Raw genomic sequence first — 26,931 nt, 5'->3', positions numbered from 1 at the left:
ACATTGTAAACAGACAGTTATACAGCATTTTATACTTGAATATAAAACTCGTCATCCGGGACATGACTCTGTCTAATATATCTATACGTTTTTTTTATCGCTACGGTTTTAGCAGAGAAAAAAAAATGAATAAATTCATTTAATTTAAAACCGACCCGATGTCAAACCCAAAAAAAACAAGATGAATAGTTTCAAATTTCTAGCAATAGCATCGTTAGCATTTCTTTCATGCACAAAAAATTCATTAATTGTGCAAACTCAAAATAGGCTCGATGATCATTTAAAGTTCAGCACATACGGCATAGAATCCAATGGACTAACAGATGTGACCCAAGACTTGCAGAAACTTTTAGATACCTCATCTATTATTTATTTAAAAGCCGGTGTCTATACTATTAGTAATACGCTAAATATTAAATCTAATACAAAGCTAATAGGTGAAAAAGGCACCATTATCAAAGGCGGAAAAGACATGACTGGCACACTTTTGGAGTTCGGAAGATACATATTTGCCGAACGTGCAAATAACACAACTATCCAACAAATCACTTTCAGACAATCAGAAAGCAGCTATTCATACCGAGAATGGAACAATGCCTGTATTTTTTTACTCAATTGCAAGACATTCAATGTAGAATCGTGCTTCTTTGATTTTCATTTAAGTTATCAAACCTTAGGCCAAGAAGCGGTGTGGGTATCTGGCTCTGAGGCGCATGGAAACACCATCCAAAGTAACGAAATAAACACATTAGGTATACGATATGCAGAAAATGGAGCCGATGGTACACTTGTAAAAAACAATGTATTAAACAAATCATATTCAAATGCATTGAGCGCTAGCGGTAATCATAAAACAGATTTAATCGTGGGATGTCGAATCCTAAATAACAAGATTTTCGATGCTGGGCGAATGGGCATTGAAGATTGGGGAAATACTGATGGTAGTATTATTGAGGGAAATCTTATTACTGGCACAGGAAAGGATAGCAAGCAAGCAATAGACGGGATAGCACTATCTGCAGTTGGAATAAATTCTTCTGTCCTAAATAATACCATTAGTGATAGCCAAATTTATGCAATTGAAGTTAGGGGCAACTATGGTTCCATTGTTAAGGAAAACAAAATATTTGCAAATCCTAATTCAACAGCTGTGATTCTTAACTATACCTTCACTAAACCTTCAGACAAACTTCCATTAGCTAGAGTAGAAAATAATAATATTAAAGAATCTAAAATCGGTGTCCATATTTTTGGCGACTATGAATCACATGTACTAATTTATAAAAATTCATTTCAGAACATCGACGATAAAGCAATAAGTATTGAATCTGGAGCAAGAAAGTATATTATTGATTTAAGAGCGAATCATTACACGTTTAACAAGCCAAATCAACGGGATCGATTTGCACTATTTTCTTACACCCACTTTCGACCTGGTGTTGCTGATCAAGTTATAAAGTCATTACGAGATACCATAACCTTTACATCCTCTTCAAATGGTGGAGCCGGAGTGGATTTTGGTTTTGTAATTCGTACCGACAGAGCCAGTATTGATCAATTAACTGTACGGGCAAATAATGTGAAAAACAGCAGTAAAGTTCCCGTCAATGCATTTACTGCTCTTGGAGGAAGACCAATTTCCGTAGTACTTAGAAATAGCGATGTTAAAGGTGGACGTGTAGATTTAGGTGGGTTTAAAGACATTAAGCTTTCCAATAACACTTTTTCGCAATAAGTTTCACAACTTAAAGTATTTTTATACATAATTTCTCTAGCTCGTTTTACAGTTATACAACCTAAAGTTTTACATCATAACATTCTGATAATCATTGTATAAATTAGCATTCGATTTATAAACTTTTAATTCAAATGCTATGAAAACAAAAATCATTATCCAACTTGCCGTTTTGTTCATTTTCTTAAACGTTAAGGCGAACGGAGACCACGAGACAAAAACAAAAAATACGACTAAGGCAGCAAAAGCCGTAGCAATTTCTGAGCTTACTAAAAACCTGGAGTACGATTTCGATGGACCAGCAGTTAGAAATGCTTATTATCAGAAATTAGATCAGCTAGCAAAAGCAGTAATTGACGGGGATTATGCTGTTTCTTTAAAGGGCCATGCAGATGGGATCGGCGCATACAAATATAATTGGGTTCTTTCTGATACAAGAGCTATCAACGTAAAAAAATACCTGATTTCCAAAGGTGTTAAGGAAAATAGAATTATAACCACTCCTTTTGGCAGCACACTTCCAATAGCTTCAAACAAAACCGCTACTGGTCGACAAAAAAACAGAAGAGTAGAAATTGATTTAAAGAAAATTGCCGGTTAGCATCGCTTATTAGTTATGGGAAGACAGTCTATCTTTTCCCATAACTAATTCCTTTGCCTTAAAATAAAAACCTAAAAACTTCTTTTTTATGTAAGAATTCGTTCACACCAAATAAATAAGAGTAGTTTTATAATATTAGTTTTTACTTTCTGTATTAGTATTAATACATTTGCTTAGCGAGCATTTAGCAAGCTACAAATGAATCGATATGTCCCAATTTATTCTTTGCATCGCTATTAATAATACTAATGCAGAAAAACAAAGTCAACTAAACACCGCGTTGTACAACCGAAAAATTTATCGCGTAATTAATGTTGGAAACGAGTGGAAGGATCTACCCCAAGGAACTTATGTGCACTATTCAGAACTGACCTGTAGTGATATTGAGCTTTTAGCAATCGCTGCGTTAAATGAAATTGGGATTCATAATAACCCGCCAGATAGAAACTTCGAAATTATTACAGCCCAGGCGCCAATAACAGTTAGCGACTTAAAACTAAATATTGACCCCAGCAAAAGACATGTTTTATAATTGACTTATTGGAATTTTATTTCTCCCTAAGGCTGGTAATCAACTAATTCCATCTTATTCCTTGTCTGCACGATTGAATGATACTGATTTTTACACATTTGATATCGGCTTGTATTGCAAGCAAAGAGTTAAAAGATGCCCTAAGAATAGATCCAGAAACCCTTGAAAGTTGTCGCAACAATTCTGATCAACAATCGATTAAAAACTAATTTGAAGCTGATGGATATAAAGTTGATGCTGATGAAGTATTAACCTCCAAAAAAGCAATACAATGTAAATACTTGATGCTTAAACACAGGGTTCTTAGTTATAAATAATCAGATCAGAAGGCATTTTCTTCTCCACTCACTGCATTGGTTATTGTCTTAAATATAATTTTAACATCTTTTAGCAAACTCCAGCTCTCCATGTAGGATATATCATGCGCTACACGCCCTAACATTTGTGATTCCTCCTTGGTCTGACCGCGGAAACCGTTTACCTGTGCCTGTCCTGTAATACCTGGTTTCAAGAAATGACGCGTCATGTAACCATCGATCGTGTAACGATACTGTTCAGTGTGCTTTACCATATGAGGCCTTGGTCCGACAACACTCATTTGTCCAAATAGCACATTGAAAAACTGAGGTAACTCATCGATACTAGTCTTACGGATAAAAGATCCTATTTTGGTTACTCTTGGATCATCCTTACTCGCTTGCCTGGTATTGCTGTCTTCATTAAGACGCATGCTCCTGAATTTGAAGCAATAGAAAGATTCATTATCTTTTCCTGAGCGCAGTTGCTTAAAAATGGGATTGCCTTTCGATTCTAATAATATCAGAATTACTATTAAGGGAAAAAGCCAAGAGAGCAGAAACACTATCACCAATAGACTAAAAATTATGTCAAAGCCGCGCTTAAGTATCCTATTTCGAAGTTTCGTCAGTGGTTCCATCCTATTGACAAGAATCGGGATACCGTCATAGTACCTACTCAGTTTATAGTTTGCCTTACTGAAAGCCTCCAGGTCGCGTTGATATTGTAGGTACGAGGTTACGAATCTGATACGAACGCAATGTTGCTCAGCTAATTTTAACACCTGGTCAAGCGCCCGGCTTTGTGATGGAAAAACCGTCGAGTAAACCTCATCTAACTCATGCTCTATCGCGTACTTAATTGAACTATGCAATTTATCAACAGGTTGCTCATCAACTAATTCAACTTCATTTAAATCCCTGAATGAACCTGCGAAACTAATCGAAAGTCGATTTTGTAGAAAGAACTTTTCTAAACGATTGCCAAGCGCATCGTCACCGATGATAGCAATTTTTCGTTTATGCAAATCCATTTTCAGGAAATAACGATCCGCAATGTCTACAAACAAGCGAATGGAAATTAACAACAATAATTCTAAGGCAAAAAAATAGAATAACGGCTCTGTAACAGAAAATTTAAACGAGAATAGTTTACTGACGAGAATAAAAATGACAATTTGAAAAAAAAATGCTAATATTATTTTCTTGTACCTGGTATCGCTATTTTGCACATTTGAAAATGTATATAATCTAGCAATCAATGCAGAGATCATATAACAAATATTAATAAGAATCAATAAATTGAATCCCCCGCTGGGGTATGTAAACTTTAACAATCTCAGAAAGTAAATGACTGCAAATAAGCAATTGATTGTAAGCGCATCCAACAGCACCAGAAAGGTAATTAGGATTAAAGCATGTCTGCTTTTCATATGACGGAGTCGTTAACTTATATTAAATAAATAAAGGTTAGTTTTACATAACGTCTTTTAAAGTTATGAATTTTTCGATGAAGAACAAACGTTAGACATTTGATGATCAACTACATAACAGAAAAATCAAATTAACTGAATCTCGGCAGTGATGAATTTACGCGGTATTGATTGAATTTGTTTAACGCCTCTACTTTATTTTGAACATGTAAACGTTTGTAAATATTCTTACAATGATTTTTAACCGTGTTTGGACTAATGCAGAGCTGATCAGATATCTCCTTGTAGAGCAGTCCCTTGCTCAGCAGTGAAAGAACTTCTAATTCCCGCTCTGATAGTCCAAATGCGTCAGGATTACTGTGTTTAGCATTTAGCAAACTAATTACTTTTTTAGCAATATACGGGCTCATTGGTGCTCCACCTTCATAAAGCTCAGTAATCGCAGAATAGATTTCCTGAATACTTGATCCTTTTAAAATGTATCCGGATGCACCAGCTTGTAATGCATTGAATATATTTTCATCGTTTTGGTAGCTGGTACACATCAAAAACTGAGTGTAACTTAGCTTAGACTTGGCCTGGTTAACAAATTCAATCCCAGATTTATCCTCTAGTTTTATATCTACCAGAGCGATATCCGGTTCATCTAAATGTATTTTAGATAATGCTTCTTCAGCGGATGCGTAAACGCCTTTAACAGTAAAAATTTTGTTGACCTGAATTGCTCTGACAAGCAAATCGCGATACAAAGGGTGGTCTTCAACAATAGAAATTGTAATCATATTAAAATCTGTTTTTATTGGTCAACAACCTCAAACGAACAAAGGCAGGAGTAATGTTTATCTTACCTATGTATTTTCGATTTTCGACATTCATGAGAGCCTTTAGTATGAGGTTAAAAATTTATTTCGTTTGTAAATTGATGGATTTCTTTGTCTTGAAACAATAGCCCCTTAGGGCCACACGTATCCTTTATAAATGATCAATCAATGATAATATTTACTTGGGCTCAAACTCCCAGGGTCTTTAAATTTCACAGTTTATTTGGCTTTAGTAAGTTTTATACTACAATTTACGAGCCATTTTGTGTTAAAAAAATCAACTAAAGTAATAGCAGGTGTTATTTCCCTACACGCCTTGGCGTTTTATTTCTAATGGACAAATTGAAATAAATGCTAACAATAAGACAGAATACCTTAATGTAAATTTGATCAATTATATTATCCAATCGGATAATAACTTAATCGGATCATTTGACACCTAGGCTTTCAAAAAAATATCTGAAATTGTTATTGCCAAAACAGCCAAGTTGAATTACTACCCTAAAAAAATTGGAGAACATATCCTGTCTATTCATTTATTATTTGTTTTTTTTTGAAACAGGCATCAGTTTTGTAAGCAAACGCTTCGGGTTATTGCTTTCCATTATTTATTAGCGAGTAGCATTGACGGTAAAAATAAAGAACGATTACCTTAAGGAAAATAATTGACATTTATCAATAAAATTTACTTTGTCGGTTTTTGCTCATACTTAAATTGTTTAATGTGTCTATATTGCTTAATTCTCATATATTTAATACTACTATAATAAGTCACAACTGTGATATGAAAAAAAATACTTCTATTAACTGTAATCTTCAATGGCCGCAAGATAGGGGTAATCAATAAAGTGACAAAAAAAAGGCATGTAGTTTTAAATCAACCTATTATAGAATTATTTGAACGGAAAGCAATGAAATAATACGACATGAAACAAAGGCGAATACGACAAAAAATACAACCAAATTTATCCATTTTTGTATTATTAATATTACAACTTACATGAGCATTTTAGCATTATTAAATAGTGTTGGTTTTGTCCTAGACACAGAAAACTTTAGTATATTATACGACCACTGGCCGTTCATCCTTTCTCTTATTATTTTCCTTCCGTTATTAACGATAGTGATTTTTAGAAAAAATAAATTTTTCTTGAGGTATAAAAATGAGTATTTGCTGGAGAGTCAAGCCATAAAAATAGAAAGACAAAGGATCAGTGCAGAACTACATGACGAGCTGGGTTCAGGATTGTCCGCAATCAAATTATTTGCAGAATTAGCAACGCAAAAACATTCCGATATAGTTGAATTTAAAGAACTAAATGAGATGATAAAGGAAATTTCGTTAAAGATAAATGACATTATATGGACAACAAGCACTGAAAATGACCAACTTGATAGCGTTATATTTTACATGGAGGAGCAATTATCAAAGCTTTTCAAACATTCCGCTATCATTTTTAAGTCAAAAATGCCAGAAGTAATTCCATTTTTGAAAATAAGGAGTGAAAGCAGAAGAAATTTCTATTTGTTGGCAAAAGAGATTGGTCACAACACATTAAAACATTCAAAGGCCACCAAAGTATCTATGGAACTGAATATAAATGATGAAACAATATCCCTTATTATCAAAGATAATGGAAAAGGATTTGATCCTGTGGGCAAAAGTAAGGTTGGTATGGGTTTATCAAATATGAACTCTCGAGTGAAAAGACTCAATGGACAGCTCACTATTGAAAACTATAAAGGCACAAAGATCACCGTCAGCTTCCCAATTGCAGACAATTTCTATCAACAATTGGATGAGACAAAAAAAGGTGGATGAAGTACCAGTATAAAGCCCTATTTTTTATTTCACTACTCCTTCCAATTCCAGCGAAGTCTTAACTAGTGGATATTTGTAGATCATTTTTATTACTACAGCGGGGTTTCCCCCAATAACACTATAACTATCTACGTTTTTGGTTACTACTGCTCCCGCACCAATGATAACATGATTACCGATGTACACTGGCCCAATAATTATCGCATTCACCCCAATATAGACGTGATTGCCAATCACCGGAGAGACTAGGGTCGATCCATCTTCCAGATCTTTGCAACCTATCGTTGTTAAATGGCTTATTGTACAATTCGAACCGATTCGAGTCGTCTTATCAATCACAGTACCAAATCCATTTTCCAGCTTGAAGTTACTGCCGATGATGGCCTTGGGATGAATTTCAATGTTAAATATCCAACCAAGTATGAATTTGTAAATCAAAATATACCAGCAGAAAACAATTTTTAACAGATCATAACGGTAAACTAAAGCTGCACATCTAAAACAGACCATTACAATCCTACCCTTAACGTTATTTTGATTGACCTTCCAGTCCTGGAAGATATGACTTCTATTAACACTCATCTATCTGGTATAATGGTAAAACTTCCTCATGATTAACTTTAAACTTAACTAGAGGAAATAAAGAGGCAAAATGCTGCCTATATTTGTTGATCACTGTAGGCCAATTGTGGTTTTCATAAATTTTATCAAGATTTCTTAAGATCATCTCTTTGTAATTTATCTTTTTAACCTTTCCTGAAATAAGATGTCCGGCAACATCTCTCGAATAGCTAAAGTACAACGCATCATCGCCAAGAATGCTACGGTTAGATTCGTTATCAAGTGCGCAGATTGCGCAACCTGCAGCCATCGCCTCTAATAGCAGATGCATTGAGCCGTCACTACGGTTACCACAAAAATAAAGATCCGAGTAGTACCTGAGTTGGTTCAACCTCTCCGGTTCATAAAAACTTCCCAAGAATTTAACTTGCCGATGATGACTATACTTTTGTTTTAAATTTTCAGCAAAATCCCCTGAACAATTTCCGACAATGACAAATGGTTTCTTGGAGCCAGAGGAAACCACACCATCTAATATGGTCTCTAGATCACAATCAGCATCTAAACTTCCAACATATAAATTATAATGGAAAGGTATTAGCTGATGATCAGATAAACTATCATCAGTACTTGCTGAGAAAGGCTCTATCCCCTGAGGAATGAGCGTTACTTCCTTTTTGTAACGGCCTTGCAAATTTTTGGTTATAAAAACCGAGTCGGATATCAGCGAATGACTATATCTCACCGCTAACCATTCCGCAATTTGAAGAATTTTGGAGGTTACAATGCCGTAACGTCCCCGCTTCCACTCTAAGGAATAGATATTTGTAACCAGTAGGGTTTGCTTCGGCAACATCCACGACCAGATTGAACTTGAGGGCCCAAACTGCATGATCAAGTCAAATTGGTGATGTCTTAAATTTCTATAACAGTTCAAATCGTATAGTAATTTGCCGATGGCACCCAAATTGTATTCAGGATCATGAATATGGATTAATTTGATCCCTTTCCAATTTGATCCCTGAAAGGAATGATTATGAGAACAATATACATGTACCTCATGACCACTTTGCACAAGCCCAAGAGCAATAAACTGAGCTGCTTTCTCAAATCCCCGGCAAAGATCAGGAATCCCTTTTGTTCCAACAATGGCAATTTTCATGATCTTTCGGCCTAAATTAAGTTGACAAACAGCAATTCAATGATGAAGAATAAGTGATGTTTTTACAACAATAAAATTACTCCGATAGCGATCTGCTAACAATAGCCCTTAAATACTAGTTTTATCAGTGATGAAGAAAAATGAGATATGGGCAAAATACCATCAGTTTGAATTGATTACTGACTCACCAAATCCATCAAAAAAGAGTTTCATCCAGAAAAAAAAATGACAAGTTCCTTCCGAGCGAAAATAATCGGCTATACAATTAATAGTCCTTTTATCCTTAAAATAAATCTCTTCGATTCTGAACTCTAGATTTAACTCAAGTTATACATCTACATTCGCTAAAAGAGGCTATCTATGTGAAATCAATACTATAAGCAAAGCAAATATATTTTCTTCTTAGGGAGCTTTTAGGCTGTTCTCCTATTGATTTCCATGTTCAATTCAATAACCACTTTATTGACAGTATCTATAACAAGATTTACCAAAGCAGAAAGCTCTTCCAATGGGGTGTCGGAATGGCTCAAGGTTTCTATATCTCTGACGGTACGCTGAATCGTAATAATTCCAAGATTGTCAATAGTAGACTTGAGCTTATGTGCAATCTGAGATAAATTATCAAAGTCCTTTCTGGCCAGCGCCTCAGCTAAATCGCTTGTAGCGATTGGCATTTGTTTGCAAAATAGCTCCATCATTTTAGTAACGAAGTCCTGCCGCCCTTTACTAATCTCCAATAACCCTTCTAGACTGTACAAGGGCTGATCTATTATTGGCTGTTCCACAGAATAAGGTCTATCTTTTATCCACTGATCGATCAACAAGATAAAAGTATCTTCCTTAATGGGTTTAGTGATATAATCATCCATTCCTGCTGACAGACATTTCTCCCGCTCTCCACTGACTGCCGACGCGGTCAAGGCAATGATAGGTCCTGCATATCCTAAATTACGCAGTCTGCCGGTTGTTTCATACCCGTTTAATACCGGCATTTGAATATCCATGAGTATAACGTCAAAATTTCCTTCTTGGGTCATCTCAATTGCTGATTCGCCGCTTTCCGCAGCCATCACCTGGGCTCCATAATTTAACAAAATGGTTGCTGCCACCAATCTATTCATCTCATTGTCATCAACAATGAGTACTTTTCTATTAAGCAGCAAGTCCTCATCGATTGATATAGGAACTTCATTTCGAATATCACTTTCCAATCCTTTTTCGAGTTTGAGTATAAATGATATGGTCGAGCCAATGCCTTTTTCGCTCTCTACGTTGAAACGACCGCCCATTTGTCCAATCAATTTCTTTGATATACTCATTCCAAGACCCGTTCCTCCGTATTTCCTGGATACAGATTCAAATTCCTGGGTAAAGTTATCAAATAGATGTTCTACAAAAGCAGGGTCCATCCCAATCCCCGTATCACTCACAATCACCTCAATTTCTTGATAAGAGCCCTCATCGCTCAACAACCGAGCTTCCAAACTAACACTTCCTTTTTCAGTGAATTTCACTGCATTACTCAAAAGGTTCAAAATCACCTGATTTATCCTGTAAGGATCTCCGATGAGAATGCCAGCAATACTTCGATCCACTTCCTTGGAAATCATAGCAAGTCCCTTTTTCTCACCTTTATGCATTACAAATTTCATCACCTCATGAAGTAAGTCCTGCAAACTAAATCCTATATATTCCAAATTTAATTGCCCTGCGTCAATCTTTGAGAGATCTAAAATATCATCGATAATAACAAGAAGACTTTTTGATGCAGATTGGATCGTTTGCAAACAATACTTCTGTTCTGGTGTCAAAACTGTTTTAGATAGTTCATTGGCCATGCTCATAATTGCATTCATAGGTGTTCGAATCTCATGACTCATGTTTGCCAGAAACAATTCCTTTGAGCTTGCGGACTTCTCTGCTTCCTTCTTTGCATTTATTAACTCATGCTGTTCTACTTTATGGTCTGTGATATCTATGATAATTGCGATATAACCAATGATTTCTTTTTGTGTATTATAGTTTATGGTCTGATTGACAACGCACCATTTTTTATTTCCTCCCCTATCCTTAAATTCAAGTTGAAAATTATTAAGGGGTCTTTCTTTACCCTCGATGTAATGTGCAGATAGATACTCCTCTCCAAAGAAATCAGTCACGTGCTTGCCCTTCATGGCGTTGGGCTCATATCCTACCAGATTACCAAGACTCCTGTTTACATATAACAACTCGTTATTGCTATCAAGTTCCATTAACCCTAAACCCATAGTGGCAACGGTATCCCGATATTTAATATTAGTATCAACTTGGGCTTTTTCTGACATTCTTTGTTTGCTAATATCCGCTATGTAGCCCAGAAACACCTGTTGACCATCGAGAGGATTAATTGCATTTGCTATCCCTATATTATAGTACAGCATGGTTCCGTCTTTCAAAGGGTATTGCGACTCAATATAGGGGAGCCCCTGCTTTGATTGTTGCTGTTGATAAAGCAATGTGAGCTGTTTCAATCTCTTGTAAAAATGATTTAGCTGAGATGAATTAGTGTGTACTGAAAATAGATTACTAATTTCTGGACTTAAATATCGAAGCGTAATATTACCCTCGATATCATGCTGATATTCGAAGAACACAGATGGCGCATAATGCATTATGCTTTTGGAATGCCTATAGGCACCTTCATTGATTAACTCCCTTGGACCATGAAGTCCTGACTGAGATTCTTTTTCTAAATCCAGAGATAATTCCTCTAATATATTAATAGTATGCATATTGTGATATCAATAGTATATGTTTGATTGAGTTTTTTGCTAGGTTAACAGAAAACAGCAGGAGCTTTCTAACATTAATTAACTCTATTCTTCAATCAACAGTGTCCTCGTTTTTTTATCTCCTTAACAATAGTCTAGCCAGTTACAATTTGCAGAGATAAGTGTTTTCTTTTAAATATTGATCCAAAAAGCAACCAAACCTTATAGGTTATTATAAGCCGTTCGAAAACCTGATATTTCTTGAAAGGGAAGCAACGAATTCACTGCTTAAAAATACATTAAGTAATGATACATATACAAATTTTGTCGAATGATTTTTTGACAATCATATTAAATCTACCAATAACAGACAATCTACACATACATTTTTCACTCCTTTTCAGAATATCATTTATTTTCGCTATAAATTTCCTTATTATTGTATTATAAATTATTTAAATAATTTGGTTTCATTTATAGTCCCGATTACACTAACTTCTCTCCAAAGCATGTTCACATTCTACCGAATTCATCACCTTATGTTTATAAATTACAAATCTCCTCGATGAGCATACAAAATAAGCAGAAGATCCACATTTTAGTTATTGAAGATGACGAATTTATGCAGGCGATACTTGAGGAAATTCTTCAGACCAACTATCGCATCGATATCAAATCAGACGGAATGAGTGCACTTAATCACTTACAGTCTGGTCATCTACCTGATTTGATTATTTCTGATCTAAACACCCCAAATATGAGCGGCCTTGAATTAATTGAGCAGATGAAGGCGAGTGATTTTTTCCACTCTCTACCTATCATTATTCTTTCCGGAGAGGAGAGCTCTGACAAAAGAATCAAATGCTTGGAAGCGGGAGCAGATGATTTTCTATTAAAGCCTTTCAATCCAGCTGAACTGGAAGCTAGAATAAAGGGGATATTGAGAAGAGTTGGAAAAGGGATAAACTAATGGATGCTGCTATTCAAACGAACTCAGCAATTACCGTGGTGGCTATTGTTGGGTTTTCAGATGATTTAAATTCATATTTTCAGCAATTAAATTTCCATGGTGCCGAGGTCATCTGTTTCGAAAACGGAATGAGGCTGCTAGAAAAGTGGAGTAATGAGTCTTTAGATATTCGTGCAATCATATCCCACAGTGAAATCTTGTCTACTGGTGGTCTATCCCTGATAGAAACAATTAGAAATAGAAACATAGAAGAAGTTCCGTTCTTTTTGGTTGTGAATTATTTTAATGCAAATTTAAGATTACTCGCTTTATCAGGTGGGCTAACTGATGTATTCAAATTGCCTCTAGACGGCTATAAAATTGAAAAGAGGGTTAACTTCAACATAGCAAACTGGACCGCGCTTAGATCCAGCGTGAATAACAGTTTGGTTCGGCTTAAGCCAATTGGCTGGGTTAAGCGAAGTTTCGATATCTTTTTTGCGGGACTTGCAATAATTATGCTTTCTCCTGTCTTGATCATTATATCCATATTGATCAGATTAGAATCTAAAGGACCTATATTCTACTATTCCCCTAGGGCGGGCACTGGTTTTAAAATTTTCCCTTTCTATAAATTTAGGTCAATGTATGTCAATGCCGACGCTCGGATTAAAGAGCTTAAGCACCTAAATCAATATGACATTGATGCTCAAAACAGTACCAATGTTGCAGCTCAGGTAGATTTATGCAATAACTGCAGTTCATCAGGTAAATGCCAATATCCTTTATATGCAGATGGCGTTCAATGGTGTGAAAAAGATACAGCCTTCAGAGAAAATAAGCAGGGTAAGTCAGCATTCTTCAAAATCATGAATGATCCCAGAATTACTAGAGTCGGAAATTTCATAAGAAACACCAGCATCGATGAACTTCCTCAGCTCTGGAATGTGATTAGGGGGGATATGAGCATCGTTGGCAATAGACCACTTCCACTTTATGAGGCAGAAAAGCTAACTACAGATAAATACGTATTACGTTTTGCAGCTCCTGCAGGAATCACTGGCCTATGGCAGGTTGAAAAAAGAGGCAAGGGTAATATGAGCGAAGAGGAGCGGTTATTACTGGATAATACTTATGCGAAAAACCAAAGTTTTGCAAATGATCTCAAATTAATCTTGAAAACTATCCCTGCATTATTTCAAAAAGAAAATGTCTGAACCACTATAGTTCTTCATCATTGCAAAACGCAATTATAGTTCAAAATTTTCCTGTAGAAATTAAAATTTTTCGTAAGTTTCTTTATATTTATAACAAAGAGTTATTGTTGCGATAAGTCGCGATTCATTCTTATATATCTATACTAATTAATCCGATTCGAGAGGCTTAGAGTTCTTATGACTTCTTACTTATTACGAAGTTAAGCCTGTACAAAAACCATACAACCAATAAATATGCAACAAAGAGAAGAGGAAAGATTAGCAGCGTTATATGATTATGAGATTATCAATACCAGTCCTGAACGCGATTTTGACCGGATAACAGAAATTGCATCAATTATTTGTGGTTGCGAAATCTCTCTTATCTCATTTGTAGAGACCAATCGGTTGTGGTATAAATCCGCTAATGGACTGGTCATTGAGGAACTTCCACGCGGAGCAGCTATCTGTGAACATACTGTTTTAGGAACGGATTTATTTATTGTAGAGGATCTTTCCAAGGATGAACGTTTTAAAACTCATCCGGATGTTACTGACGGGTTGAAAGTACGCTTTTATGCGGGTTATCCCATCATCGATCCGCAAGGTTTTACTCTTGGGTCCATATGCGTGGCCGATACATCTCCGAAACAGCTTGGTTCTCAACAACGCCATGCATTGGCGCTGTTGGCTGAGGAAGCAATGGAACTCATCATGGAAAGAAAGAAAAGGGAGGAGTATAAAAACTTCAGCACACTATTTGAAGAAACAGATGACCTGATCTGTATTTTGGGAAGCGATGGAAGATTTAAAAAGGCTAATCCTGGATTTATCAAACGATTGGGTTGGAATGAAATAACACTGAAGACAAAGTCTTATTTTGATCTGGTACACCCTGAAGATATTGAGTCTGCGAAATCGTATTGGGATAATTTTTTGTATGGAAAGGAATTTGATGTTATCAGTTTCCGAATACTTACTGCAAGCGGAAAATATAGATCCATTCAATGGTCGACAACTGCCGACAAAAATAAAAAGAATCTTTTCGCTATAGGAAGGGATATCACAGATGAATCAGAAAAAAACCGCTTACTAACCCTCAGCGAGCAAAAGTTCAAGGTATTCTTTGAAAATTCGCAGGGATTGATGTGTATCCACAATTTAAATGGCGATTTACTATCACTTAATACGTCTGGGGCGAGAATTCTTGGCTACGATATTGCCGAGCTAAAAGGGAAAAATCTTCGGGATATTATCCCAGAGGAACGTCATAACAACCTTGATCTTTATCTGAAGGAAGTGTTTGAACAAGGTCATTCCAAGGGACTAATGATTGTCAGAAAAAAATCTGGTGAACAAAGAATCTGGCTCTATTCAAATGTCCTGCAAGAAGATGAGAGTAATGAATTTTATGTAATCGGCAACGCGGTGGACATCACAGACCAAAAGAAATTAGAAACTGACCTCACGCATACCAGAAATTTACTTGAGGAGACGAGTAGACTTGCCAAGATAGGCGGATGGGAGTACAAGATTAATGAACAAGAATTGATATGGACAAATGTCACTAAGGAAATCCATGGTTTAAGCCCGGATTATGTTCCGCAACTCTCCACTGCGATGGACTTTTACAAGGAAGGTGAAAGTAGGGACAAGGTCAGTAGTGCTGTGAGGAAATGTATCGAAGAAGGTATAGAGTGGGATCATGAACTGGAAATTATCAATAGTTTTGGGGAAGAACTTTGGGTAAGGGCAAAAGGAAACCGAGAAATATCTGAACTTGGAAACACCAGAATCTATGGAACCCTTCAGAATATAGATGAGCAAAAGCGTGCTCAGCTAGAGCTAATTGAATCTAAAAAACTTTTAGATGATGTATTGTCTGCATCCTCTCAGGTGAGTATCATCGCTACTGATAATGATGGCATTATCACTTTGTTTAACACAGGAGCTGAAAACTTACTGGGTTACACTGCTGCTGAAATGGTTGGCTTGAAAAGTCCGGAAATTATACACGATAAGTCGGAAATCCTAGCCATATGTGATGATGTTTTGGAAGAAAACGGCAATAGAAATGATAAATTTCGCTTGTTTCAAATTTGCGCTGATACAGAAGAGAAGGAAAGGCCTTTTACATACATTACAAAAGAAGGGGTTCGGTTAAGGGTTTCGTTATCAATTACCTCTATCAAAGATACTGATGGCCATATAATTGGCCATCTTGGTGTGGCTACGGATATTACTGAAAAGGAAATGGCCGAAAAAGCTTTGGCGATTGAGAAAGCTACATTACTTGCATTCATTAATAACGCACCTGCCTCTGTAGCTATGTTGGATGCTAACATGCACTTCTTAGCCGCAAGTCAGAGATGGATGAATACATATATCAAAACCTTGGACAATGTTGATGGACTCTCCTATTATGAAGTGTTCCCGAATCTTGATAAAGGCAGAATTGAAAATCATCAGAAAGTCTTAAAAGGTGATGTGATTAAAAAAGACGAGGATATTTTCGTCGATCCCATTACCAAGGTGCCCCATCACATTTCATGGGAGATGCGTCCTTGGCATGACTTAGAAGGCGCTATAGGAGGAATGATGATTGTCACTCAGGATATCTCTCAGGCTGTTAAACACAGGGAGGAATTAACTGTAGCCAAGCTGCGTGCGGATTATGCTAATGCTGCAAAGTCAGACTTCCTTGCCAACATGAGCCATGAAATCAGGACGCCCTTGAATGGTGTAATCGGTTTCACTGATCTGGTTTTAAAAACGGAATTGACAGACATCCAAAAACAATATTTATTTATTGTAAACCAATCCGCAAATACATTGCTCACCATTATAAATGACATTCTGGATTTCTCCAAAATCGAGGCTGGAAAATTTGAACTTGATGTAGAAAAATGTGATTTATTTGAAATCGCCTCACAGGCAACTGATATCACCACTTATCAAATCCAATCCAGAAACCTGGAGATGCTATTAAACCTTCACACCGAATTGCCCCGTTTTATATTCGCGGATGGATTGCGTTTAAAACAGGTACTTATCAATCTCTTAGGCAATGCTTCTAAATTCACTCATTCTGGAGAAATAGAACTTAAGATAGAATTACTTACCAAAGGTGATGAGCAAGATAGATTTCGTTTTAGTGTAAGAGATACCGGCATCGGAATCCCATTGAGCAAACAAGACAAAATCTTTAGCGCATTTGCGCAGGAGGATTCATCTACAACTAAAAAATATGGCGGAACAGGACTTGGATTAACGATATCTAATAAGTTACTTAACATGATGGACAGTCGTCTTGAGCTGATAAGTGAACCTGGCGTTGGTAGTACCTTCTTCTTTGACATTTCGTTAAAATCTGAAGCCGGCCCTGCGATAGAGTATATGGGGATCGAATCGATCAACAATGTATTGATTGTGGATGACAATGACAATAACAGGATTATCTTAAAAGATATGCTCCTGCTAAAAAATATCAATGTCACAGAAGCTAAAGGAGGTTTTCAGGCCCTACAGTTTTTGGCTGAAGGCAATGAGTATGATGTTATCTTGATGGATTATCACATGCCGTTTATGGACGGTTTAGAAACCGTTGCTAAAATCAGGCAAAGTTTTTCAGATCCCAATCAAAAGTCGCCCATAATTCTTCTTCACAGCTCATCTGATGATGGAACATTAATCGCAGCCTGCAGAGATCTGGGCATTCAAAGCAGGCTCAGTAAACCGATTAAAATTGACGATCTGTATCAAGCGCTAGCTAAACTGAACGAGGTTTCTCCAGACAATACCATTCAAACTACCATCAATTCTGAAGAAGTCACAACGCTAAATCACAATTACACGTTTTTAATTGTTGAAGATAATGAGGTGAATAGATTCCTGGCAAGAGCATTAATTGAAAAAATTCATCCAAATTCAAAAATTTTAGAGGCGGAAAACGGAATCATGGGTCTAGAGGTTTTTAAAAAAGAAGTTCCTGATTTTGTGTTCATGGATATTCAAATGCCTGAAATGAACGGATATGAATGCGCAAAACAAATCAGACTACTCGAAAACGACTATCGCACCCCTATAATTGCGCTTACTGCTGCAAACATCATGCGGGAGAAGGAAAAAAGCATCGAAGCGGGTATGGATGACTTCATCACAAAACCCGTGCTTGAGGAAAATATTGATGATATTCTGAAGAAATGGCTACCCAAAGCTTCAAAAAGCCCTACAGCTGAAGAAGTAATACATTTTGATAAGTCGAAACTAGACTTCTATTTAGATAAAGATGAGAGTAAGCTTAAGAAGATTATTTTAATCACTATTAAGCAATTAGAACAGGCACTTGCCCAGCTCGAAGAAAATGGCTGGCAAAATGATCCGGAAAAAGTGAATGCTTTTGCGCATAAACTTTATGGAATGTCCATCTCTGCAGGGTTGGTAAACATTGCTGAAATTACAAACAGGCTACAAAAGATACACTCCGAAGATTTGATTGATCATAGCGAGCTTTTGGTTAATTTAAAAGTCGGAATAAAAACTATAATCCCAATTCTAAAATCGAGATATGATGTTTAATGGATACCGCAAAATAACGACCATAAAATAAAAGCAAACTCTAGAAAGCTCCACCCTTTAAAAACACTAGAATGTATTGACATGTAATACTTAGAAGTCGTGGTAGATATTTCTAAAACTGCTTCTAAGCCCAAAGGTAATCAGGTGAGAGTTATTAATCCCTAAATCATTACTCTCGCGTCGTAAAGCTCCGGCTACCTCAAGCCTTAGATTATACTTTGGGTTTATCAAATAAGCTACCTGAAGACGAGTATAATATAGATTCGTCTTAATACCCTGTCCAACATGGCTACCGTAGTCAAGTGAGCGGCTCTCATAACTTTTGAAAATATCCTTACCATAATTGCTGCCCACAGCATCTAAACCATACCTGGAATATATCGCTTGTCCCTGAAAATCAAAACGTTTATAACTGTAATTCATCATCCCGAGAAACTCCCTGAAGTTTGCGCCATAAGGGTGGGCTAATGGCTGATTGTAGTTTGAGTAATTAGATACACGATCAAAATGAGCATAAGTATAGGGACGTGCGGAATTAAACTCCGCCAGATAATTTAAACCTGAGATATTCAATAAATCTGAACCTCGAAGCCCAATTTGTACTGCGAATTTATTTGCCCAATATCCATTGCCAGCAAAAAATTCTTTTGCCGTGAATTCATCAAACATAAATTGGCCATATAATGCGGTTTTTTTGAGAACTTCATACTTTACGTTCAAACCAATCCGCATTTTATCTGGAGAGGTGGTGTTGGTGCTCTCCACAGGCCTTAAGAAGATAAACGGATGGATATAATTGAAATCAAATCCTCTTTTACCTTCTACTTCCGCATCAGCCCAGGTCACTGCTTGAAAGAATCCAACGGAAACTTTGTTTGACACATTCCAGTCTAAGTAATGAGCTGCCATCCATTTACCTCTATCACCTAGCCTTCTTCCTGTGGCAAGTTTTGGCGCACCCGGATCAAGCATATATGCAAAAATGGTTTGGTATTGCACAGCGCCTAAGGTTGCCCTTAGACGAAAAAACGAATAATTAGAAGAGACATCGGATAGTAGCATAGATCGATATCCGTCACCTATAAAGTTTTTATCATATCCCAGCGCGAAATTAAGATACTTATTTGGGGTAAATGACAAAAGTGCTGTCACATAAGACCAATCTTGTGTATCATCACCAAGTTTACCTGACCCCTGCCCCGGCACAACTTGATTCTCTTTTACAAATTGATTGACGTAATTTGCAAATTTAGCCTGATTTTCAAAGCCATTCAGATAAAAAGAAAATTGCCTGCCGACATTTCCCCCAACCTGGAACCCCCTAGTGTTTAACCATGTGCTTCTACCGTCATATAGGTCTCTTCCGATTTGAAAATCAGGTAGAAAATCAGCATAAATACGATAATCATCCCCCTTAAATTCAAGCAAATGTTCATTAAATAATTTTCTGTGAACCCAACTGCCTCTATTTAGCGTATCAACGCCTATCTTCATGAGGGAGTCGTATGTTGAGCTTAACTTCGAATCATCAGCATAAACACTCTTAATGGCAGAGTGAAATTTGGCTTGCTGATCGTAAATCTGTCTATTAAATTTTTGATAGAATTGGTAATCATATGGTATATTCACATTTGGTGTGGATTGACCATACGAACGTGTGATGGAAAGGGTAAGTAAAACCCCAAAAAGAAATTTTCGCATACTATTTATTGATCAGATGATCCAGATCTTCAAAGACAGAATTCATACTCTTGAATTCTGGAACCATCGATTTCATATTTTTTACTACCTGTATATCATCATCTTTCTTTGCTGAACTGATTAATTCGGAAATGTTTTCCATCACCTGATCAAATACATACTCCCTCACTTTTCCTATCATGATCTTCTCATGGTGAGTAGGCATCGTATTTTCATTGTCGTTTAGCAATTCCTCATAGAGCTTCTCCCCAGGCCGTAATCCAGAGAACTCCACTTTAATATCAACATTAGGCTCAAGGCCAGCAAGTTTGATCATTTTTTTTGCTAGATCGACAATCCTTACCGATTTACCCATATCGAAAATAAATATCTCACCACCATTACCCATGCAACCAGCTTCCAATACCAGACGGCAAGCCTCGGGTATAGTCATAAAATATCTTGTGATATCCGGATGGGTGACAGTTACCGGGCCGCCTTTTTCTATTTGTTGCTTGAAACGTGGTATAACTGAGCCATTTGAACCCAATACATTACCAAATCTAGTTGTTATAAACTTCGTACCGGGTCTGTTATCAAGGCGGTTAATATAACTTAAACCGTTACTAAAGATAAAGTCTTTTTTTGCCAGTGAATTATTTAAAGACTGAACGTAAATCTCAGCGATTCTCTTCGAGGCCCCCATAATATTAGTTGGATTTACGGCCTTATCAGTTGAAATCATCACAAATTTCTGTACACCATATTTCACAGCCTTGTCTGCTATTATTTTTGTACCTAGTACATTCGCTTTTATAGCCTCTGCCGGGTTGTCTTCCATTAATGGTACATGCTTATAGGCGGCGGCATGATAGACATAGTCCGGCCTATAGCTATTGAACAATTTATCCATTCGCTGTTCATCTCTAACATCACCAACGAAAGCTTGGTAATTTTTTGTCCGATCATTCTCATCGAGCTCTAGGTAAAGATCATGAAGCGCAGTTTCTGATTGATCGCACAGAATAATTAAACCCACATCAAATTTTGAAAGTTGCCTAACAATTTCGCTACCTATTGATCCTGCAGCTCCGGTGATGAGGATTCTTTTTTTATTGAGCATTTTGCCGATTCCATCGATATCAATGTTGATTGGTTTGCGATTCAGCAGGTCTTCGATATTAAGCTTTTGTATCTGTGCAGGCTGTAATTTACCATTGGTCCATACATCCGCAGGAGGAATGTTCAATATTTTTATATCGTGTTCTAGACACAGATCTACAATAGCGTCTCTTTTTTCGGACGGTATCGTGTAGGATGCAAAGATGATTTCATCTATTTCGTGCTTGGCTATAAGATCGGATAGAAACCTAGCATCGATAATGCCTACTCCATCTATGGCTTTTCCTACCTTTCGCTGATCATCATCCACGAATGCGACAATATATTTATTTACTTTATCATCGTGATCAAATGTCCTTTTAGTCGCTAAACCGGCCTCCCCAGCTCCATATATAATTACTTTCTTTTTATCGAGCTTAAGGTTTTTGATATATAAAAAAAAGTACTTGATACAGATACGATAAGTTATCAGAAAAAGGAAACTAAATAAGCCAGCAGTTACCAATATCGTATTGGGAATAATCGGTCTTGTGAAAAAACTGATTGAAACCAGATTGATCAAAAAGTAAATAGCAGTGTAAATCACCACAGAGCCCAGGATTCGAAATGAATCTTGCGCACTGGTATATCTGATAATGCCTGAATAACTTTTCATAATTCCAAAGACAATGCTACAAACAACGAGCATTAACAGTAGATTTCTGGAGAGTTCAGGAATATTTACGACAGTAAGGTTAAGATTGAATTTTAAAATGTAAGAAAAAACTAACGCAACAGAGCAGCAAATAAGATCGAGGCAAAAAATGACCCAGCGTGGAACGATATTGATTTGAGTAAACAATTTTAATAGGCTAAGTTTGTAACTTTAGTGATGGATGTCAATTATCCGGCCAAATATTAAAAGACCTCAATTTAAATTGAGGTCTTTACGGATAATTTTCTACTTCCAAAGATTTTTCGGATAAACTTCTTTCGATGTCAATTCGGCAAGCTGACTCTTTACGATATCCGCGTCTTCTTTAAAAGTGACCCCGAACCATTGGGCTTCTGTCTTGACCAAACTCACAACTCCAGCACCGGTATTAATAAGGGCATCGACAACTTCTGGTATAAGAAATTCGGATTTTATGTCTCCATCATGCCTATCAAGAAAATCATAGTATCTCTGCTCGCTCCAATCAACAAACTCAGGAGTAAAACAGAAGAAATTCATACTCACGGGCGTTTGTAAATCCATTTCAATCTCCTCATCACCGTCTACCCTGATAGCTAGATTCGCTTTTTTGTAGATTTCTTTTCTTTCTGTGATGGCTGTAATGAAATTTTCTTCGTTAACATTTATTTCTCCACGGGTTACGGCACCATGATCACTCAGCGTATTTTTTAATTGATAACCCAAACATGCATATTTTCCGTTGTCTACGGACTGCGTTAAAAAGGCGTATGCCTTTTCGAAAGCATCCAGTCCATAAAAATCATCAGCATTTATTACAGCGAATGGCGCATCAAGAACATCCTTGCAACACAAAAGCGCATGCTGGGTACCATATGGCTTAACCCTACCTTCAGGCAAAGCCCTACCACCCCGAAATTTATCCAGACTCTGATAGACGTACTCTAGCTTAATTCTACCCGCTAACTTTGGCTCAATAGCAGCCTTGAAAGATGTTGAAAATTCTTCCCGGATGATAAAAATCACTTTATCAAAGCCAGATTTTATCGCATCATAAATGGAATATTCCATAATGGTCTCCCCAGATGGCCCAAAAGATTCTGTTTGCTTGGACCCGCCATATCTGCTGGCCATACCCGCAGCTAAAATTACTAAAGTTGGTTTTAAGTTATTCATAAGTTGATTATAAGCGTATATTAATTATACAGAGAATGATTAATTGATTTTAATTCAAAATTAACGACTAAATTTCAGATTTATTTGCTACATATTGTTCCACTTAACAAATAATTAATGAAAAATTAACAATTTACACACAAACCTAGCCCACACCTTAATAATTATCCTGGTTTATTTTAAATTCAGCTCTTTTTTCTAATAAACAATCGTTAAAATACTCATTTTACCGCAAAAAAGGTATCTTTACTCACGAACATTAGCCAAGAAACACCTTAAATTCTGATCATTATGAATCCTTCATCGACACTAGCTGAGAAAAAGAAATGTTCCAAGTGCAATTCTCCTATGGAGCGTATACCCAGAAGTAAGATTTTGAAATCATTGCTACCATGGCTACCAATTAAACATTTCATTTGCTACAGGTGCAAAAAAAAGATATACAGCTTTATAGGTGAATCTTAATGGCATTATTAATAAATATCAGCCTAGTTTTTTTACTAAATTAAAGACCTCATAAGCCGATAACAATTTTTAAAAGATTATCCACAATAAATATTTAAGTAATCTAAAAGGACAGCTTTTAAAATCAAGACCAATATCAATAGGCATTATCTTCTCCACGAAATACATTTATTACCGTCATGAAAATAATTTTGACATCGAGCATGGAGGTCCAGTTTTCCAGATAAAAAATATCAAATTTGACTCTATTTTCCATCGCATCATCCTGCTTGGTTTCCCCTCTAAAGCCGTTAACTTGGGCCCATCCGGTGATACCAGGTTTTAAGAAATGCCGAACCATAAACTGACTAATAATTTGTTTGTATTCTTCTGTATGCTTCAACATGTGCGGCCTAGGACCAACAACACTCATAGATCCAAAGAAGACATTAAAAAATTGAGGCATTTCGTCTAGACTAGTCCTTCTTAGGAAATGTCCGATTTTCGTAATTCGATCATCATCTTTCGTTGCTTGCTTGCTATCGCTGTCCTTGTTGATCTTCATACTCCTGAACTTCCAGCACCAAAACGGCTCATCATTACGACCACTTCTTAACTGTTTGAATAATACTGGACCAGGGCTTTGGATTTTAATCAAAATTGCAATAATCGGGTAAAGCCAGCTCATCACAAAAACAATTACAAAGAAACTAAATATTACGTCGAAAGCCCTTTTTTTAAATCTGTTACCCATCACCTCTAACGGCTCGTTTCTGAGCGTGATCATAGGAAACTCGCCACCAACATAAGAAATTGTATAAGGTGCAGCTAGAGCGCCGCCTATATCAGGCACAAATTTAAGCCTAACGCATTGTTGATCCGCCACAGAAACCAGTCTGCTAACATCATTCATACGATTTGGCGCTATCGCGACGTATATCTCCTTGACTCCTGCTTCAACGGCCAACTCAAGCTTAGCTGAAATTCCATCATCACCATTTATAGAGTCGTAGATGTCATCATCATTTCCAACAAAGCCGATAAAATCAAGGCTCCTATGTTTGGCTATATATTCTGCCAACCTAATGGCGGTTCCATTAGAACCTAAAATCGCTACTTTTTTTGCTGCTTTAAACTTATTTAAAACTACATATTGTATGTACGTTCCAACAAACCTATTTACAATAAAAGATATGACCAGTAAGACATAAAAGACAATTAAAAAGGCTCTTGAGAAACCATGCTCTGCAGAGAACAACAGATAGGAAAGATACAATACAAAATGTACAGAAAGCGTTCGATAAGTGCCTCTATATATCCGCTCTAATTTCCTAGCACCATAAGATGAATATAAGCCAAAAATAGCAGAGGCAAATAGCCATATAAGATTATATACTACTACATGATGCCTATCCATCTCGTTATGAACTTCCTTCCCGAAAACAGGTGTAAGTTGGAATGCAGCAAAATATACTACATTTAGCATAATGAGATCCGTTACAGGCAGAATATACTTAAGCAGATATAGATAGCGAGTCGGAGACGTCATAATTTAAATACAGAGTAGACAAGACAAATATACAAAAAAGCCAATAAATAGAGCCAAAAGTAGTAAGATTAACATTTAGGTAATATTACGCGATTTTCAGATCTTGTATAATACCTATTCTATTAACTCTATCTATTCTATGAAAGGAGTGAGCTAACGATTATTCGATTGCCCACTCCTCTTAAAATGAAAGTAAGCTAGACACCAATTCCAGCAACCTGAAATCCTATAGCTTTGAGTGAATTGTGATCCAAAAGATTTCTACCATCAAATATTTTTGCAGGTTTCAACATCCCATCATATATACGCTTCCAGTCATACTCTCTAAACTCATCCCACTCTGTCAAAACAGCGATAGCATGCGCGCCCTTACAAGCCTCATATGGATCAATAAAAACTTTTATACCACTTTTATTTTCGTCAGCACTTCTGGTGTCCAAGTACTGCAAATCGTGATAAATTTGTTCTTCTTGTACTTTAGGATCGTAAACCTGAATAAATGCTTGCTCGTTTAACAGCTCATCTGCAACATAGATTGCAGCTGATTCCCTGGTATCATTAGTGTCTTTCTTGAATGCCCATCCCAAGAATGCAATTTTTTTTCCTGAAACAGTATTATAAAGGTTCCTAACGATGTTTAGTGCAAATCTCTTTCTTTGGTGATTATTCATTATAATAACCTGCTCCCAATAATCCGCAACTTCCTGCAATCCAAAGGAGCGGGAAATATAAACCAAATTTAAGATGTCTTTTTGAAAACACGAACCACCAAACCCTACAGATGCTTTTAGGAACTTAGGACCTATTCGGCTATCTGTTCCAATAGCTCTGGATACTTCGTTAATATTTGCTTCAGTCTTCTCACAAAGTTCTGAGATCGCATTTACGGAAGAAATACGCTGCGCTAGAAAAGCATTGGCAACCAATTTTGAAAGTTCAGAAGACCATACATTAGTCGTTAAGATCCGCTCTCTAGGAATCCAATTAGCATAAATATCTACAAGTGATTGAATTGCTTGCTGACCCTCTTCAGTATCATCGCCCCCAATAAGCACTCTATCAGGAGATAAAAGATCTTCAACAGCCGTACCCTCTGCTAAAAACTCCGGATTTGACAATACTTGAAATTTTACGCCACTTCCGGTATTATGAAGAATATCACGGACAGCCTCAGCAGTCCGAACTGGTAGCGTTGATTTTTCCACAATTATTTTATCCGAGGTAGACACCCTCGCTATTTGTCTTGCACATAACTCGATCCACTTCAAATCAGCACCCATCCCTTTACCTGATCCGTATGTTTTAGTGGGCGTATTTACAGAGATGAAAACCATCTCTGCCTCGGCGATTGCTTTATCCACGTCCGTGGAAAAGAATAAATTTCTTCCTCTTGCCTCGGCAACCACCTCACTCAATCCAGGTTCATAAACGGGAATGTTGTTTACATCCTCATCATTCCAGGCTGCTATTCTTGCCTCATTCAAATCAACAATAGTTACTTTGATATCTGGACACTGTTTAGCTACAACTGCCATTGTAGGACCTCCAACATATCCTGCCCCTATGCAGCAAATGCTTGTAATTTTCTTCATTTAATACGTAATTAGATTAGAGTGGTAATTTATTAAATATTGTCGTAAAGGTAATTTCTTTTTTTAAAGGTTAAATATTTTTTTGCAAAAAAGCAACTCAACAGTTGGTCTAGATTAAGATTTTCAAATGAAATGAATATATTTACAGCGTTAATCCATTAAATATGGCTCTAAGCAAACAAACAATGATTGGATTTTCATTTAAACTCTGTTTATTATACTTATAAGATAAAATCTATATTAAATTTTTGTTAATCTT

Annotated in this window: 17 protein-coding genes; 7 read left to right on the top strand and 10 right to left on the bottom strand. The window is 36.6% G+C overall.

The genetic code is table 11. The features are described from left to right. Positions 1 to 181: 181 nt before the first annotated feature. From AC3ITD_RS20845 to AC3ITD_RS20835, 3 genes are all read left to right on the top strand, one after another. Positions 182 to 1,735 carry a right-handed parallel beta-helix repeat-containing protein gene (locus tag AC3ITD_RS20845; RefSeq protein ID WP_489362619.1) on the top strand — a complete coding sequence of 518 codons (1,554 nt, stop codon included), beginning with the start codon at positions 182 to 184 and terminating at the stop codon, positions 1,733 to 1,735. A 139-nt stretch (positions 1,736 to 1,874) separates the two neighbouring features. Continuing rightward, the gene (locus AC3ITD_RS20840; RefSeq protein ID WP_489362618.1) at positions 1,875 to 2,336 is read left to right on the top strand and encodes an OmpA family protein; all 462 of its coding nucleotides are present in this window, start codon (positions 1,875 to 1,877) and stop codon (positions 2,334 to 2,336) included. Between the two features lie 208 nt (positions 2,337 to 2,544). Further along, complete coding sequence (locus tag AC3ITD_RS20835) at positions 2,545 to 2,868, top strand: hypothetical protein (protein WP_489362617.1); 324 nt, start codon at positions 2,545 to 2,547, stop codon at positions 2,866 to 2,868. Between the two features lie 322 nt (positions 2,869 to 3,190). On the opposite strand, the gene AC3ITD_RS20830 is transcribed toward AC3ITD_RS20835, so the two are convergent. Together AC3ITD_RS20830 and AC3ITD_RS20825 are read right to left on the bottom strand one after the other, a co-directional pair. Then, entirely contained in the window at positions 3,191 to 4,597 is a 1,407-nt protein-coding gene (locus AC3ITD_RS20830) for an exopolysaccharide biosynthesis polyprenyl glycosylphosphotransferase (RefSeq protein ID WP_489362616.1), read from the bottom strand. Between the two features lie 131 nt (positions 4,598 to 4,728). Further along, a complete protein-coding gene (locus AC3ITD_RS20825) occupies positions 4,729 to 5,379 on the bottom strand; it encodes a response regulator (RefSeq protein WP_265797515.1) in 651 nt (216 codons plus the stop codon). Between the two features lie 1,039 nt (positions 5,380 to 6,418). On the opposite strand from AC3ITD_RS20825, the gene AC3ITD_RS20820 reads away from it, so the two are divergent. Continuing rightward, positions 6,419 to 7,240: a sensor histidine kinase gene (locus AC3ITD_RS20820; RefSeq protein WP_489362615.1), complete on the top strand. Its 822-nt coding sequence runs from the start codon at positions 6,419 to 6,421 to the stop codon at positions 7,238 to 7,240. Between the two features lie 24 nt (positions 7,241 to 7,264). Here the strand turns inward: AC3ITD_RS20820 and AC3ITD_RS20815 are convergent, their stop codons facing one another. The 3 genes from AC3ITD_RS20815 to AC3ITD_RS20805 all read right to left on the bottom strand — a co-directional run bounded on the left by AC3ITD_RS20815 (position 7,265) and on the right by AC3ITD_RS20805 (position 11,734). Continuing rightward, the gene (locus tag AC3ITD_RS20815) at positions 7,265 to 7,822 is read right to left on the bottom strand and encodes a serine O-acetyltransferase (RefSeq protein WP_265797513.1); all 558 of its coding nucleotides are present in this window, start codon (positions 7,820 to 7,822) and stop codon (positions 7,265 to 7,267) included. After that, complete coding sequence (locus AC3ITD_RS20810; RefSeq protein WP_489362614.1) at positions 7,812 to 8,963, bottom strand: DUF1972 domain-containing protein; 1,152 nt, start codon at positions 8,961 to 8,963, stop codon at positions 7,812 to 7,814. The genes AC3ITD_RS20815 and AC3ITD_RS20810 overlap by 11 nt, the downstream gene beginning before the upstream one ends. A gap of 413 nt (positions 8,964 to 9,376) precedes the next feature. After that, entirely contained in the window at positions 9,377 to 11,734 is a 2,358-nt protein-coding gene (locus AC3ITD_RS20805; protein ID WP_489362613.1) for a response regulator, read from the bottom strand. A gap of 544 nt (positions 11,735 to 12,278) precedes the next feature. Here AC3ITD_RS20805 and AC3ITD_RS20800 point away from each other — a divergent pair. The 3 genes from AC3ITD_RS20800 to AC3ITD_RS20790 all read left to right on the top strand — a co-directional run bounded on the left by AC3ITD_RS20800 (position 12,279) and on the right by AC3ITD_RS20790 (position 18,436). Further along, complete coding sequence (locus tag AC3ITD_RS20800; RefSeq protein WP_265797510.1) at positions 12,279 to 12,683, top strand: response regulator; 405 nt, start codon at positions 12,279 to 12,281, stop codon at positions 12,681 to 12,683. After that, positions 12,683 to 13,879, top strand: a complete 1,197-nt coding sequence (locus AC3ITD_RS20795) for a sugar transferase (RefSeq protein WP_489362612.1) — start codon at positions 12,683 to 12,685, stop codon at positions 13,877 to 13,879. Before AC3ITD_RS20800 ends, AC3ITD_RS20795 begins: the two co-directional genes overlap by 1 nt. A gap of 234 nt (positions 13,880 to 14,113) precedes the next feature. Beyond that, a complete protein-coding gene (locus AC3ITD_RS20790; RefSeq protein WP_489362611.1) occupies positions 14,114 to 18,436 on the top strand; it encodes a PAS domain S-box protein in 4,323 nt (1,440 codons plus the stop codon). Positions 18,437 to 18,526: 90 nt separating this feature from the next. On the opposite strand, the gene AC3ITD_RS20785 is transcribed toward AC3ITD_RS20790, so the two are convergent. From AC3ITD_RS20785 to AC3ITD_RS20765, 5 genes are all read right to left on the bottom strand, one after another. Further along, positions 18,527 to 19,930 (bottom strand): gliding motility protein RemB, encoded by a 1,404-nt coding sequence (locus tag AC3ITD_RS20785; protein WP_489362610.1) that lies wholly within the window; start codon positions 19,928 to 19,930, stop codon positions 18,527 to 18,529. A 208-nt stretch (positions 19,931 to 20,138) separates the two neighbouring features. Next, positions 20,139 to 22,079 carry a polysaccharide biosynthesis protein gene (locus tag AC3ITD_RS20780; RefSeq protein ID WP_489362609.1) on the bottom strand — a complete coding sequence of 647 codons (1,941 nt, stop codon included), beginning with the start codon at positions 22,077 to 22,079 and terminating at the stop codon, positions 20,139 to 20,141. A 99-nt stretch (positions 22,080 to 22,178) separates the two neighbouring features. Then, positions 22,179 to 23,087 carry a nucleotidyltransferase family protein gene (locus tag AC3ITD_RS20775; RefSeq protein ID WP_489362608.1) on the bottom strand — a complete coding sequence of 303 codons (909 nt, stop codon included), beginning with the start codon at positions 23,085 to 23,087 and terminating at the stop codon, positions 22,179 to 22,181. Positions 23,088 to 23,688: 601 nt separating this feature from the next. Further along, a complete protein-coding gene (locus AC3ITD_RS20770) occupies positions 23,689 to 25,017 on the bottom strand; it encodes an undecaprenyl-phosphate glucose phosphotransferase (protein WP_489362607.1) in 1,329 nt (442 codons plus the stop codon). Positions 25,018 to 25,277: 260 nt separating this feature from the next. After that, positions 25,278 to 26,672 (bottom strand): UDP-glucose 6-dehydrogenase, encoded by a 1,395-nt coding sequence (locus AC3ITD_RS20765; RefSeq protein WP_489362606.1) that lies wholly within the window; start codon positions 26,670 to 26,672, stop codon positions 25,278 to 25,280. Positions 26,673 to 26,931: the final 259 nt, after the last annotated feature.

It is taken from the genome of Pedobacter sp. KH_004, assembly GCF_057840755.1.
The sequence above is the reverse complement of the archived record's forward strand: the minus strand, read 5'-3'. Positions and strand labels throughout refer to the sequence as shown.